The following is a 12722-nucleotide window of genomic DNA, read 5'->3' as shown; positions in this document are numbered from 1 at the left end:
AATGACGCTTGACAAGCGGCGTGACGATCCGAGTTGCGCGTGACTCGAGCGACCCGAGATCCGCGCTTGGCGAGTCGCGGCCTCGCGGCGGCGCGGATCCGTCAGCCCTCGTCGATGAGCTCGATCATCGCGGCCCGGGCGGGCCCGCCCGCGGGAATCCAGCGGCAGAGCTCGTCGACGCCGACGTCATCGACCACCCGGCGGAGCTCCGCGCGCGCCGCGGCGGGCTCGCCGAGCGCGGTGAGCGCATGCGCGCGGGTGATGCGGTAGCGCTGGCGCACCTCGGTCGGCTCTTCCCGCTCGCCATCGCGGAGGCCGATCAGGGAGAGCGCGCCCTCGACGTCGCCGGTGCGCACGAGCACCGCGGCGCGCGCTCCCCGCACGAGCGGCCGCACCGACGCCGGCGCGCGCTCCTCGTCCAGGTCCGGGAGGAGCCGCCGGGCGGACTCGATGTCGCCGGCGCAGAGCTGCCATTGGGCGAGGTTGCTCATGACGAGCACCCGGACCTGCGGAGGTATCCAGTCGCGAGGCACGTCGCGCAGCGAGGCGGCGGCCGCCTTGTAGCTCCCCTCCCAGGCGAGCGACTGACCGACGGCCTGGGCTGCAAAGGCGTAGATGATCCGCGGGTCGTCGAGCTCGGTCGGCGGCGTCAGGGCGCGCTCCGCGGGGCGCGCGGCCGGCTGCCCCGTCCGCGGGAGCCGAAGCGCCGCGGGCGCCTGGCGCCAGGATCGACCGGGCCTCGCGGCGAAGCGCCGCCGGACGGCGCCGCCGAGGAGGACCAGCAGCGCGATCGCGGCGGCGGCCGCGCAGGCGGCGCCGAGCGAGGGCGATGCATCACGCCACCGCGCGAGCGCGCCCCACGCCAGCAGCGCCGCCGCGGCGCCGGCCGCCGCGAGCAGGAGGAGCCGCCGCGTCATCGGTGGGCTCCGGCGCCGATCGGCGCGGGTCCGGCCGCGCGCTTCGCTGCCACGGGTCCTCCTCAGCGCTCTCTGAGCATTCGTCGAGGATCCGCGCTCGTCGCGCCCTTCGGCGTGTCGGCGATCGCCTGGTGGAAGCGCTCGAGCCGCTGGTCGGCCGCGTGGAACACGGTCCCCTCCGGGTACCTTCCGTCCGCGTCGGCGACGCCCGCGGGGACGCCGGTGATGATCTCGATGCCCTCCTCGACGGAGCTCACCTCGAACACGTGGAAGCGGCCGGCCTCGATCGCCGTCACGACGTCGCCCCGCAGCATGAGCGCGTCGCGGTTCGCGCTCGGGATCAGCACGCCCTGTTCGCCCGTCAGGCCCTTGGCAGCGCACAGATCGAAGAAGGCCTCGATCTTCTCGTTGATGCCGCCCACGGGCTGGATGCTCCCCTGCTGATCGATGCTGCCGGTCACGGCGAGCTCCTGCCGGATCGGGACGCCGGAGAGCGCGGACAGGAGCGCGTACAGCTCGCTCGACGAGGCGCTGTCGCCCTCGATGGGCTCGTAGGTCTGCTCGAAGACGAGCGAGGCGCCGAACGAGAGCGGGCGGTGCTGGGCGAACCGGGCCGCGAGGAAGCCCGTGAGGACGAGCACGCCCTTGCTGTGGAGCGGGCCGGACATCTCGACCTCGCGCGCGATGTTCACCGGGCCCTCGCGGCCCGGGTAGACGACCGCCGTCACCCGGCAGGGGCGGCCGAACGTCTGCGGGCCGTCGGACAGGACCGAGATGGCGTTGACCTGCCCGACGCGCCGGCCGGTCACGTCGATGCGGATCGTCCCGTCCGAGAGCAGCTCGTGCACGTGGTCGCGAAAATGGCTCCCGCGGCGCCGCGCCGCCTCGAGCGCCTCGTTGACCTCGGGGCCGTCGACCACCTTGCGGCCGCGGCGCTGGGCCCGGTAGCCGGCCTCGGTCGCGACCTCGGCGATGAGCCCGACCTGCGCGCTCACCTTGGTCTGGCTCTCCGCGAGGCGGCCGCCGTGGAAGAGGAGCGCGGTCACGCCGTCGGCCGTGATCGGCGGGAGGCCGCGATCGTGCGCGAAGCCGGCGAGGAACGCGGGGTACGTGAGCAGCGCCTGATCGAGCGAGATCGTCGTCTCGAAGCGCGCCTGCACCTTGAAGAGCTGCGAGAACTCCGGATCGGCGTCGTGCAGGTCCTGGTAGAGCTGCGGGTTCGTGACGAGGACGACCTTCACGTCGATGGGGATCGGCGGGAAGAGCAGCTCCTCCGCCGTGCCGCGGAAGTACGACGGGTTGTGCTCGGGCACGATGAACTTGCCCGCGAGGAGGCAGGCCTTGAGCTGCTCGTAGAGCGCCTCGTTCTTGAGGAGCGCGCCCGCGGGCAGGATGAGGAAGCCGCCGGCCGCCTCGTGGAGGGCGCCCGCGACGGCGAAGCCGGGCTCCGGCGGGAAGCCGGAGTCGGGCGGCGCGTGGGTGCGGCCGAACAGGGCGGTCAGCGTGGGGTAGGGGACGTCGACGACCGGGGCGCCGGAGTCGGGCGTGTGCTCCGTGAGGAGCGTCGGCACGACCACGCCGCGCGGGAGGGTGGCGCCGCCCTCCTCGCCGCGCGCCTCGTCGACGAGCAGGCGGAACTCCTTCGACACGACCGTCTCGACGTCCGCGAGGAAGGCGCTGATGTCATTGCGCCCCTCGAAGCGCGCGCGCACGGGCTGGAAGCAGGCCTTCACCCCGTCGCTGAGCAGCTGCTTCACGACGCCGCGCAGCTCGACGTCGGCCTCGTCCTGCACGGTGGCGAGCCGCATCTCGAACTCCTCGATGGATCCGGCGATGGCGAGCAGCGCCTCGCCGTCCGGCGCGTTGGCGGCGTCCTCGATCGAGGTGATCTGCACCTCGTCCTCGCCGCGCACGAGGTCGAGGCCGAGCTCGCGCGCCGCGGACTTGAGCTGCTCCTCGAGCCGCCGCTCCTCCGCGTTCACCCGGCGCTGGATCTTGCCGCGCGCCTGCTTGAAGCGCTCGCCCTCGGTCGCGCCGCGCAGGGCGTCGACGAGCTTCTCGTGGAGCTCCTCCATCGCCTCGACGAAGGGGCGCCCCTCGCCCGGCGGCAGCGACAGGACCGTCGGCTCGCTCGGGCGGTGCGGGTTCGGCAGGAGGAGGATGTCGTCGGGCGTGGGGCGGCTCGCCGCGATGCGCTTCGCGACGGCGCGCGCGCAGAACGTGCGGCCCGTGCCGGGCGCGCCGACGACGACGACGTGGAAGCGGGGCTGGCGGATGTCGAGGCCGAAGGCGAGCGCGGCGAGGGCGCGCTCCTGCGAGCCGATGCCCGCCGACAGCGGCGCGACCTCCTCCGTCGTGGAGAAGCGGAAGCTCTGCGGCTCTACGATCTTGCGACACTCGCTGGGGGGCAGCTTCCGGGAGACCATGGCGGCGCACCATAGCGCCTTTCGCCGGTCGTTGGCGTGGAGCCCGCCCGGCGAGGCGCCCGCGCGCGGATCGAGGGCCGAGGGAGCGCCTCGCCGCCGCCGGGGCGCGCCGCGCGTCACGTGGGGCCGCGCTAGCGCCGCAGGACCAGCACGGGGCACGGCGCCCGGGCGAGCACGTCGCGGATGACGCCGCCATGGTGATCGGCGAGCTGCCCGTGCCAGACCAGCACTACGAGGTCGCTCGCCAGCTGCCAGGCGAGGCGCGCGATCTCCGCCGCCGGCTCGCCCTTGCCGAGGAAGAACCGCGTGGCGACGCCGTGGGGGCAGTGCCCGATCGCGCTCAGGAACCGGGCCAGGAACTCCTCGGTGAACGCGGGCCACTCGTGCTGGGGCTGGTCGACGTAGAGGGGTGCCACCATCGCGCCCGGCTCGGAGGGCACGGGCGTCGACACGGGCGGCCCGTCGTCCGCAGCCTCCCGCGGCGAGGCGCAGCCCACCATCACGATGTCGAGCTCGGCGCCGAGCTTGCGGGCGACCTCCCCGACGGGCGTGATCGCGCTGGCCGTGCTGGGGTTCCCGTCGAGCGGCAGCAGGATGCGCTGGAGCCGCGGCGGGGAGGGCTCCTCGCGGAGGACGACGACGCCGAGCGCGGTGGACTCCAGCGCGCGCGCCGCGAGCTGGCCGACGCCGAAGCGCTCGTCGGTGGGATCGTCGGCGTGCGAGGCCACGATCACGAGCGCTGCCCCGTAGCTCGCCATGGCGGACGCGAGAGCGCCGGGCGGATCGTCGCTCGCCTCGACGTCCAGCACCATGCCCTGCAGCGCCTCCGGGGCGATCCCGAAGTGGGCCGGCACCTCGCTCGCGTCGATCGGCTCCGTGGAGAGGCACAGCCCGCGCAGCGGGGCCTCGAGCCCGCGGGCGATGAGCCGCCCGAGCGCGACGGCGCCGAGGTGGGCGCGGCGGCCGTGGAGCGCGACGACCACGCTCCTGCGCTGCAGGCCGCTCTGCGGCGGGCGCTCGTCGGCCCCCTCGAGCGCCTCGTGGGGCAGCTCGGCCGGGGGTGCCCCGAGCCCGACCGGGGACCCGTCGCGTACGGCGCTCAGCATGGCGTGACCTCCTCCCATGGCGTGACGCGGCCGCCCAGCAGCCGCGTCGCATAGCGGCGGCCCGGCTCCGCCAGCACGGCGCAGGCGGGCGCGCCCGCGTCGAGCAGGCAGATCGGCAGCGGCGCGCTCCCCTCCAGCGCGACCTCGACCGCGCCGTCCTCCACGTGGATCTCGAGGGCGCGGCCTCGCCAGGCGATCGGGATCTTGAGGTGCCGCCAGCCCGGCAGGAGGTGCGGCTCGATCCCGATCGCCTCGTCCTCGTCGGGGCACGGCGGCGCGTGGGGGAGCGCCTCCGAGAGCGCGCTCCGCGGCACGCGCGTGACGCCGGCCACGCCGAACGCGACGGCTTGCCAGAGGCCGCCCATGGCGGCGATGTGCACGCCCCCCGCGGCGTTGCCCATCGTGTTGCCGAGGTCGATGTCGGCGGTCTGCTCGAAGTAGCGCTCGGCGTGCGCGTGGAGATCGAGCCGGGCGGCGACGAGCGCGTGGGCGCTGGGGCTCAGGGAGCTGCCGTGGGCGGTGCGCGGCTCGTAATAGAGGAAGTTGTCGCGCCGGGCGCTCGCGGGCACCGCGCTCCAGAGCATCGCGATGAGCTGCACGACGTCCGCTTGCTTCACCACCTGGCTGGCCTGCGTCCGCTCGCGCCCGAGCAGGACGTCGACCGGCGCGCTGCGCACGGCGTAGTCGGCGATGGAGAACGGCGCGAGGCCGAAGTAGCCCGCGAACTGCTCGATCAGGCCGGTCTGCGGGTCGATCCCGAGGAGCAGGCGGCCTGCGACGTCGCACCAGTGGTCGGGCTCGTCGGGCCGGAGGTCGAGCCGCGCGAGCACGTCCGCGCGCGCGGCGTCGCGCCGGACGAGCGCGGCGGCGACGCGGAGGTTGTGCCGCGCCATCCAGTTCGTGAACGCGTTGTCGTCCACGGTCTCGTGGTACTCGTCCGGCCCGATCACCCGCCGGATGTGGGCGTGGCCATCCGGCCCGAGCTCGGCGCGGCTCGCCCAGAAGCGCGCCGTCTCGATCAGGATCTCGGCCCCCTCGCCGCGCTGGAAGTCGAGATCGCCGGTCGCGCGGACGTACGCGTGCACCGCGTACGCGACGTCGGCGCTGATGTGGTGCTCCTGCTCGCCGGAGAGCACCCGGACCACCTCGCCGAACGGCGTGACGACGAGCGGCGGCGTCGTCTCGTCGCCCGTGTCCGCCGACTCCCACGCGTAGAGCGCGCCCTCGTAGCCGAGCACCTTCGCCTTGCGGCGCGCGCCGGCGAGGGTGCGGTGCCTGTAGAGGAGCAGCGCGCGGGCGGCCTCGGGGTAGCAGTGCGTGTAGAACGGGACGAGGAAGGTCTCGGTGTCCCAGAAGACATGGCCGCGGTACGCCTCCCCGCTGAGCCCGCGCGCGCCGATCGAGCAGCGCGGGTCGTCCGGGTTCACGGCGCCGATGAGGTGGTACAGGGCGAACCGGAGCGCCCGCTCGATCCTGGGGGCGCCGTCGATCTCGACGTCGGCGTGGCGCCATCGCTCCGCCCACGCCCGCGTGTGCTCGCCGAGCACGTCGGCCATGGCGCGGCGCGACAGCTCGTCCTGGAGCGCCTGGCCCGCCTCGCGCGGCGCGGGCGTGTCGCGCGACGTGTGCAGCGTCGTCGTCCGGAAGAGGCGGCGCGGCTCGGCGACGCGGACGCCGACGTCGCACCGCTCGGCGATGGATCGCGCGCCCGTCGTGCGCTCGCAGCGCGCGCCCTCGAGGGCCTCGAGCGGGGGCGAGCTCTCCGCGGCCTGCTCCGGGAGCTCGCGCAGGTGCGAGGTCATCGCGGTCACGAGCCCGCCGTGCGTGTGCCCGACGAGCAGCAGGCTCTTCGCGCCCGCGTCCGCCGCGAAGCCGGCCCAGTGCGCCGCGCCGCTCGCGCTCTTCACGTCGCCGCTCAGGATCGCGTCGACGCGGATCGTCCCGGTGAAGTTGAGGGGGGTGATGCTGAGCGCTTCCATGAGGACGTGGCGGTTCGCGAGCGACGCCGCGTGGAGCGTGTGCAGGTGCGTGAGGTGGCCTCCCTCGCCGCGCCGCAGGCACTCGCGCAGCAGCACGCCCCGCCGCATGTCGAGGGCGCGGCGGTGGTGCAGCACGCCGCTCGTCTCCGCGGAGAACGACTCGCCCTCGATGGCGACGCTCAGCCGGCCCCAGTCGGGGGCGATGACGAGCTCCGGCACGCGGCTCACGTCGGCCGAGGGCTCGAAGGCGCCGGCGATGAACGTCGCCGGCCGCGACACGCTCGAGCCCTCCGGCAGCGACGCGCGCGAGCCGAGGTAGCCGTTGGCGATCGCGAGCAGCGACTCGATCTCGTGCTCGCGCGCGACGTCGAACCCTGGCTCCTCGATGAGCCACGCGGCGTCTCGGGGCGCCGCGAGCGAGCCGAGCTCGCCCTCGAGATCCCGCTGGAGCGCGAGGATCTCGTGGAGCCGCTGCGCGCCGGCCGTCGCGTGGACGGCGCCCGCGAGCTCCGGCGCGCCGCGGAGGCCGCGCGCCGCAGAGGCCGCCGCACCGTCGAGTGATTCGAGTGATTCGAGTGATTCGAGTGATTCCGGCGAGATCGCGAGCCGATCGTGCGGCTCGATGCGGAGCGGCGCGATCACCTGAGCGAGCAGCGCGGCGACGGCGGAGCGCCCGTCCGGCTCCGCGCGGGCGGCGAGCGCGACCGCGGCGCCGCGGCGATCGAAGCCGTGGAGCTCCGCGCCGTCCAGCGAGCCGAGGAAGAGCCGCCTGCAGTTCTCGGCGCGCACGCCGCGAGCGAGCCGCCGCGCGAGGTGGGGCATGGCATCGTCGGTGAAGAGCGCCACGCGCACCCCCATCGCGAGCAGCGCGTCGAGCAGCGCCGCGGCGCCGTCGGCCGCCTCCCCGAGGAGGCCCGCGTCGATCGCGATGAAGCGGAAGCGGTGGTGCAGCTCGGCCGGCAGCTTGATCGCGGCCGCAGGCGCGTTCGCGATGGCGGGGCTGCCCGATCCGCCTCGCACGAGGACGGCTGGCCCGGTGGCGCTGTCTTCTACGCGCAGCGACGACATCCTCGGCTCCTCCTCGGGGCCAGGGGACGCGAGGAGCGTGCCGCCGCGCCTGTGCGAGCCGGGATCGGGGGGCCGCGGCGCCGGTGCGCTAGCGTTGCACGGCGCCGGTCAGGCGCTCGAGCACGACGAGGAGCCGGTCGACGTCGAAGGGCTTCGCCAGCACGCCGGCCACGGCGCCGCGGATGTTGGGCTCGTTCACGCCGGAGAGCAGGAGGACGGGCACCTCGACGCCCGCGGCGGCGAGCGCGGCGAGGAACTCCTCGCCGGTCATCTCGGGCATCACGTAGTCGAGCAGGACCGCCCGTGGCCGCGCGCCGCGGGCGAGGCGATCGAGCGCTTCCAGCGGCCGCGTGAAGCCCTGAACGCGGTAGCCCTCGTCGGAGAGCAGGTCGAGCAGCGACTCGACGAGGGCGGGGTCGTCATCGACGACGAAGATCTCCGCGGCCGCGCGCGGCGAGGGCGAGGTGGCGGCCGGGCCGGGAGCGGGGACCGGCGAGCTCATCGTATTTCCCTGGATCGCTGGCCATTCCGGCGCATGAGGCGCGCGAAGGATACCAGACGGTTGCCGCGACCGCATGCGCAGGCCGCTCTGGGCGCATCGTTGCACCTTCCGTCACGTCCTGCGTTGCGCATTCCACGCCGCGCGGATCTCCGTCGAGCTCCGAAACTCGCTCAGGACGGAGTTTTCCTCACCAATTGGGCTTGCCGCCGCGCCGCTGCTTGCAGATCGTTGAGCACCTGATACCCCTGTAAGGTTCCTCCCAGGACGACCCGAGCAGCTTGACTTGAACTGCTCACGGGTATCGAATTGTGGTCTGAAGGACACTCCAATCCCCCTGTGGTCATCATGGCGGAAACCCCTGCTAGCAAGCTGCACATCTATCTGATCGACGATCACCCCGTCGTTCGCGAAGGCTTCGCTCGAGCGCTCTCGGACGAGCCCGACATGGTCGTCGTGGGCCAGGCCGGGACGGCGGCCGACGCCCTGCGCGAGACGGCGAGCTGCAAGCCGGACGTCGTGCTCGTCGATCTCAACATCCCCGACCGGGACGGCATCGAGCTCCTCGGGGCGCTGAGAGCGCAGCTGCCGCAGGCGAAGCTCCTCGTGTTGAGCGGCTATGACGACGAGTTCCGCGTCGCCGAGGCGCTCCGCGCGGGCGCGCAGGGGTATCTCGTGAAGACCTCGAAGCTCGAGGAGGTCATCGAGGGCATCCGCCGGATCGCGACCGGGGGAGCGCCGCTCTCCTCGAGCATCGCGGGGGCCGTGGTGCGCGCGATGCGCAAGCCGGCGAGCGAGGGCTCCGGTGGTCTCGACGCGCTGACGCCGCGCGAGCGCCAGGTCCTGCGGCTGCTCGCGGCCGGCGTGTCGACGCGCGAGACGGCCGCGCGGCTGACGATCAGCCCGAAGACGGTGGAGACCCACCGCGTGCGCATCTACGCGAAGCTCGGGTGCAAGAGCGCGGTCTAGCTGACCCGCATCGCGGTCCGCACCGGGCTCATCGAGGCGTAACCGCCCGCTGTCGCGCGGGGCGCTGCCCGCTCGCTGCGCGGGTGGGGCGCTACGGTTTCCGCCCCTTTCTCGGCTTCTTCGTCTGCGCTTCCTTCTCGGTCTCGGTGGCCTTCGGGGCCTGGCTCGCGCGTGATCGATCCTTCGCCGCCTCGAGCAGGCGATCGATCCGCACGCCGTCGATGGTGAGCCCGTCGATCGCGCAGCCGACGATCTCGACCTCGCGGAGGTCCGACCCCTCGAAGCGAGCGCGGCGCAGGCTCGCGTCGGACCAGCGGGTCGCGGCGGCGTCGGCGTCGTCGATGCGCGCGCCGGCGAGCGAGATGTCGTCGAGCGAGGCGCCGGCGAGGGTCGCGTTGTGCAGGCGCGCGTCGTGAAGGTCGACGTCGTCGAGCTCGGCCCCCGCGAGCGAGACGTTGTGCAGGCGCGCGTCGTGAAGGTCGACGTCGTCGAGCTCGGCCCCCGCGAGCGAGACGTTGTGCAGGCGCGCGTCGCGCAGGTCGACGTCGTCGAAGCTGGCCCCGGCGAGCGCCGCTCCGTGAAACCGCGCGGGCTTCGCCGGCTGGATGCGCTCGTCTTCCGTGGCGTCCGCGCTCGGCGGCGCGATGGGGGGCTTCTTGGCCATGGGTCCATGCTAGCGCTAGGCGCAGGCCGCGCGCTCGCGCGGTCCGGAGAGCCATGAACGCACACGACGGCTTCGTGCCCCACCACGCCCTCGTCTCCGCCCCCTCCGCGGCGCCTGCCCGCTGGATGCTCGTGCTGCACGGCATCTTCGGCTCGGGCGCCAACTGGCGCACCTTCATCCGACGCCTCGCCGAGGCGCAATCCGCCGGGGGCGCGCCTGACGCAGCCGCCCGGCCGTGGGGGTTCATCCTTGTCGACCTGCGGGCCCACGGCATGTCGCAGAGCCCGCCTGCGCCCCACACCATCGCGGCGGCCGCGGAGGATCTGCTCCGGCTGGGCGACCGCCTCGGCCTCGATATCCGCGGCGTGATGGGCCATTCGTTCGGCGGCAAGGTGGCGCTCGCCTACCTCGAGCGACGGCCGACGGGGATCGAGCGCGGCTTCATCCTCGACGCCGACCCGAGCGCCAGGCCCGCCGGCGAGAGCGGATCGGAGAGCCCCGGCGTGCTCGAGATGCTCCGCGCGATCCCGCAGCCGATCCCGTCGCGCGAGGCGTTCCTCGAGGCGGTGCACGCCGCCGGGTTCAGCCGCGGCATCGCGGACTGGCTGGCGATGAACGTCCGCCGCGAGGGCGACGGCTTTCGCATCCGGCTCGACCTCGACATCCTGGACGCGCTGCTCACCGACTATTTCGCCCGCGATCTGTGGCACGTCCTGGAGGACCCGCCGGCGCCGGCCGGCCCGGGCGTGGAACCGCGGCGCATCCATGTCGTGCTCGGCGGCCGGTCCGCCTCGATCTCGCCGGCCTCGCGCGGCCGCTTCGAGGCGCTCGCGGCGCGCGCGCCCTGGCTCTCGGTCCACGTCCTGCCGCGCGCCGGCCACTGGCTCCATGTCGACGATCCGGAGGGCCTCTTCGACGTGATCCGGGCGGCCCTGTGATCGGGCGCCGTGGACCCCGCGCGTGCCCCTGGACCAGGCTTCCCGCCCGGCTTTTCATCCGCTATCGCCCGGAGGACCTATGCGCATCGCGTCCTGGAACGTGAACTCCATCCGCACGCGGCTCGAGCAGCTCACGAGCTGGCTGGTCCGCGCCGCGCCCGACGTCGTTTGCATGCAGGAGACGAAGGTCGAGGACGGCAGCTTCCCCGAGGCCGCGCTCTCCGAGGTGGGCTATCGCTCGGTCATCTTCGGCCAGAAGTCCTACAACGGGGTCGCGATCGCCACGCGCTTCGGCCTCTCGGTCGACGACGTGAAGAAGGGCCTCGACGGCGACGAGCAGGACGTCGCCCGGCGGATGCTGGCGGCGACGATCGAGGGGATCCGGGTCATCAACGTCTACGTGCCCAACGGCCAGGCGGTGGGCACGCCGGCCTTCGCGTACAAGCTCGCGTGGCTGGAGCGGCTGCGGAGCGAGCTCGAGGCCCGCTACCGCCCGGATCAGCAGATCATGATCTGCGGCGATTTCAACGTAGCGCCCGAGGCGATCGACGTTGCCGAGCCGAAGAAGTGGGAGGGGCAGGTGCTCTTTCATCCGGACGAGCGGGCCGCGCTGGGCCGCCTGATGGAATGGGGGCTCGTGGACGCGTTCCGCGCCTGCCACCCCGCCAAGGAGGCCTACAGCTGGTGGGATTACCGGATGGGCGCGTTCAGGCGCAACAAGGGCCTCCGCATCGATCTCGCGCTGGTGACGCGCCCGCTCGCCGCGCGGTGCACCGATGTGTCGATCGACACGCGCCCGCGGGAGCTCCAGCGCCCGTCCGATCACGCGCCGGTCGTTGTGGAGATCGCGGACGGCGACGCGCCGCCCGGGGTCGCGCCGGGGGCCTGAGCGCCGGAGGGCGTCAGCGGGAAGGCACGCCGTAGATGTCCGGTTCCGTCGCCGCGGGCGCCGCGGAGTCGAGGGCCTTCTTCGGTTCGTCGGCGGCGCACGCGGGGCGGGCCAGCGACTCCTCGATGCAGGCGCCGCGCATCGACGGGGGGCACATCACGCGGATGTGGAAGTGGTCGTTGTGCAGGTCGGCGTCCCTCGGGCTCATCATCGCGGCCGCGGCCCGGGCCCGGAGGTCTGCCGGGACGCGCTTCTTCGCGGCGTGGGCGAGCAGCCGCGCCCGCAGCGCGTCGGTCACGAACAGGTATTTGACGCCCGCCTGCCGATCCTCGAGCAGCGCCTGGACGAGCGCCCAGTTGCGGGCATCGTCGAACCGCGCGCCGGGGAGGCCGATGGCGTTGCCCTCGTCGTCGAACGCCACGAACCGGTCCGTGCGGAGGTTCTTGCCCTTCGAGTTGACGACGTAGAAACCGACGTCGGCGTCGCGCCCCGTCTGGTGGGAGTTGTGCCCGTCGAGCGCGCCGCCCGCCCTGGCCGAGAGGTCGCCGACGAGCAGCGCGGAGTCGCCGTGCTTCTTGGCCACCTGGAAGGCGGCGCGCCGCAGGGTCTTCACGAGCACGGGCAGCCCCCATGTCCTGGCACCCTCGCGCGTCTTGAGGTGCCTCGACGATCGGAGCCGCACGGCGCCGGTCAGCCGCCCGCGGTTGGGAGCGCCCTTCGACAGCGGCTTCCGCTCGTCGGCGCCGGCGTCGGTGCCGCCGCGCTCCGCGCGGGACGCTTCGTCGCGTCTCGCCGCGCGCTTCTTGCCGGCGCGCTCCTTGGCCTTCTCCTTGGCTCGGGCGCTGCGCGCCGCCCGCGTTTCGCCTTTGCCGTCGGCCGAGCTCCGCCGCGCGGCGGGGCGCTTGTTCTGCGGCCTCTTGCCCGGCTGCTGCTCGGCCGCGGCCGGCTGCGCGCCCGCGGCGGGGGCGCCCTGGGCTGGCGCGGCGAGCGAGAGGGCGAGGAGGAGCGCGGCGAGGGGGCCTCGCGACGCGAGGCAGCGCCGAGAGAGCGGGCGGAGCAGCGGCATGACGGGGCAGGACCCTACCTTGCGGCGCCGCGGACAGAGAACTTCTTTCACAGCCGGCCGGGCAGGGCGCAGCCGCGCCGGGAGCAGGAGAGCAGGAGGCAGCCGCCCCGGGCCCGGCGCCGCCGCGTCGGCCCAGGCGCGCCCGGGAGGGCGTGCCGCTGGCTGGCCGTGGCCGCGCGGCGGGTGACGGTGGACGACGGT

At 74.0% G+C, this 12722-nt stretch carries 10 protein-coding genes; 3 read left to right on the top strand and 7 right to left on the bottom strand.

Annotated features, from left to right (window positions below):
• Window positions 1-101: 101 nt before the first annotated feature.
• From WMF34_RS41310 to WMF34_RS41290, 5 genes are all read right to left on the bottom strand, one after another.
• Window positions 102-917 (bottom strand): hypothetical protein, encoded by an 816-nt coding sequence (locus WMF34_RS41310; RefSeq protein WP_437991218.1) that lies wholly within the window; start codon window positions 915-917, stop codon window positions 102-104.
• 62 nt (window positions 918-979) lie between these two features.
• Entirely contained in the window at window positions 980-3343 is a 2364-nt protein-coding gene (locus WMF34_RS41305; protein WP_012240732.1) for an AAA family ATPase, read from the bottom strand.
• Window positions 3344-3474: 131 nt separating this feature from the next.
• Window positions 3475-4449: a universal stress protein gene (locus WMF34_RS41300; protein ID WP_044967060.1), complete on the bottom strand. Its 975-nt coding sequence runs from the start codon at window positions 4447-4449 to the stop codon at window positions 3475-3477.
• Window positions 4443-7496, bottom strand: coding sequence for a glycoside hydrolase family 65 protein (locus tag WMF34_RS41295; protein ID WP_437991217.1), 3054 nt, complete (start codon window positions 7494-7496; stop codon window positions 4443-4445). Before WMF34_RS41295 ends, WMF34_RS41300 begins: the two co-directional genes overlap by 7 nt.
• A gap of 88 nt (window positions 7497-7584) precedes the next feature.
• Entirely contained in the window at window positions 7585-7998 is a 414-nt protein-coding gene (locus WMF34_RS41290; RefSeq protein WP_012240729.1) for a response regulator, read from the bottom strand.
• A 345-nt stretch (window positions 7999-8343) separates the two neighbouring features.
• Between WMF34_RS41290 and WMF34_RS41285 the strand changes: the two genes are divergently transcribed.
• Entirely contained in the window at window positions 8344-8964 is a 621-nt protein-coding gene (locus WMF34_RS41285; RefSeq protein WP_437991216.1) for a response regulator, read from the top strand.
• Between the two features lie 91 nt (window positions 8965-9055).
• On the opposite strand, the gene WMF34_RS41280 is transcribed toward WMF34_RS41285, so the two are convergent.
• Window positions 9056-9628, bottom strand: coding sequence for a pentapeptide repeat-containing protein (locus WMF34_RS41280; RefSeq protein ID WP_437991215.1), 573 nt, complete (start codon window positions 9626-9628; stop codon window positions 9056-9058).
• A 53-nt stretch (window positions 9629-9681) separates the two neighbouring features.
• Between WMF34_RS41280 and WMF34_RS41275 the strand changes: the two genes are divergently transcribed.
• Together WMF34_RS41275 and xth are read left to right on the top strand one after the other, a co-directional pair.
• The gene (locus WMF34_RS41275; RefSeq protein WP_012240726.1) at window positions 9682-10566 is read left to right on the top strand and encodes an alpha/beta fold hydrolase; all 885 of its coding nucleotides are present in this window, start codon (window positions 9682-9684) and stop codon (window positions 10564-10566) included.
• A 79-nt stretch (window positions 10567-10645) separates the two neighbouring features.
• Window positions 10646-11455, top strand: a complete 810-nt coding sequence (xth, locus tag WMF34_RS41270) for an exodeoxyribonuclease III (RefSeq protein WP_012240725.1) — start codon at window positions 10646-10648, stop codon at window positions 11453-11455.
• Between the two features lie 13 nt (window positions 11456-11468).
• On the opposite strand, the gene WMF34_RS41265 is transcribed toward xth, so the two are convergent.
• Complete coding sequence (locus WMF34_RS41265) at window positions 11469-12521, bottom strand: penicillin-insensitive murein endopeptidase (protein ID WP_012240724.1); 1053 nt, start codon at window positions 12519-12521, stop codon at window positions 11469-11471.
• Window positions 12522-12722: the final 201 nt, after the last annotated feature.

Source organism: Sorangium sp. So ce145, assembly GCF_051525985.1.
Taxonomy (GTDB): Bacteria; Myxococcota_A; Polyangia; order Polyangiales; family Polyangiaceae; genus Sorangium; species Sorangium cellulosum_B.
Note: the sequence above shows the minus strand (reverse complement) of the source record. Positions and strands in the feature narration are given on the sequence as shown.